Below are 1,296 nucleotides of genomic sequence, written 5' to 3'. Positions count from 1 at the left end.
TCCGCGTGCCGTTGCTGCGGGATAAAAAACAGCCCTTGGGAGTTGGCTAATAAGAGTTTATAGTGTTCTCAATTACAAGGGTTGATAATGCTTTATTGATAGGTTTTATCAGTTGGTTTCACTGGTCATCTAGAAGATTAGAAATTCTCATATCGAGCATATAATAAATATTTTGAATGCATATCTAATGAAAATTCATCCTGAGAAACAACAAAAGAGGTTGTAACTACTATATCTTCTTCAATCATGCTTGCTATACCATCTGATACGTCCTCCAATAATTCTTTCTCTATATCAGAAACATCATTTGCATAATATCCGACTACAATAATTTGTTTTTTTTCTCTGGAAATTTCTAAAAAAATATACCTGAGATTGGCAGTTATCTTATGTAACAAGTACGGGAAAGAATTGTAATAGATTTCATCGTTTGTCATATATCAAAATGTTTTTTTAGGGTTTACCGGTACAACGGTTGCTCCATTTGAAGAACCCTTTATCATAAACAAACTTGATTTTTCACTTGTGCCTTGGTTAACAAAATTTCCGGTCACTCCGTCAAATCTAAAATAAACCCTATTTTGCCCAGGCTCAATTTTCAATATTTGTCCTTCATTATTATGCAATGCATCCAATACATTTTGAGCATCCTCCGCACTATTCATAGTACTTTTTCCTGTTGTTGCATTTCCTCCAACAACATGTTGACTCTTTTGTTTCTGAGTTCTTAATTCAGTACTAACAATACCTTTTGCTTCACTTCGTAAAAGTGATTGAGACAATGCTAAATAGCCTCCTAATCCTATTGTTAGCCCTGTCGCAATGTTTTGAGGAGTCCACGTTCTTCCATATCCCTGTAAAACAGATTTGGTATTAAACAGCTGGTCTGCCCCACCAAAATTTTCAATCCATGCAGCTTTGTTATAATGCTTGTCTGCATTTTTTACAAAATCGCCAACCCCATCTGTACCCACAATCCAATCATCGCGATGCATACCTGAATATGGGCCCTCCGTATAAGTATAACGAGCCAACCAGTATGCTTTATTTTTACCTGAGGGATCAGTAACAGGATATAACTGATATAATCCAGCCTTTATACTATATTCTGTATTGGCACTTGAGGTATGGGTTGGAACTGTCGCCAACCGAATATGTGTTACTCCAGTTGGTTTTGACGAAGGATCATATTTTTCAGCACCATCTAGATCAATGTACTTAATTGGAGAATTTTCCGCATATGCATACGGACTATTCCAAGCAAAGTTTCTTGTCAGCGGATCCACACTCAAAAAC

At 36.4% G+C, this 1,296-nt stretch carries 2 protein-coding genes; both read right to left on the bottom strand.

All coding sequences use genetic code 11. The annotated features are described in order from the left end of the window. Window positions 1-137 precede the first annotated feature (137 nt). The gene (locus HY58_RS18445; RefSeq protein WP_039135658.1) at window positions 138-437 is read right to left on the bottom strand and encodes a hypothetical protein; all 300 of its coding nucleotides are present in this window, start codon (window positions 435-437) and stop codon (window positions 138-140) included. A gap of 3 nt (window positions 438-440) precedes the next feature. Then, window positions 441-1,296 (bottom strand): polymorphic toxin type 50 domain-containing protein (locus tag HY58_RS19670; RefSeq protein ID WP_039135656.1); only part of this gene is annotated, 856 nt, incomplete at its 5' end.

Origin of the sequence: Flavihumibacter sp. ZG627 (assembly GCF_000814325.1) — a bacterium.
In the GTDB taxonomy this organism is placed as follows: domain Bacteria; phylum Bacteroidota; class Bacteroidia; order Chitinophagales; family Chitinophagaceae; genus Flavihumibacter.
This window is presented reverse-complemented; position numbering and strand designations above follow the sequence as displayed.

Coding starts and splice junctions, on each gene's coding strand:
- HY58_RS18445 (WP_039135658.1), bottom strand. CDS start 437: ATGACAAACGATGAAATCTATTACAATTCTTTCCCGTACTTGTTACAT.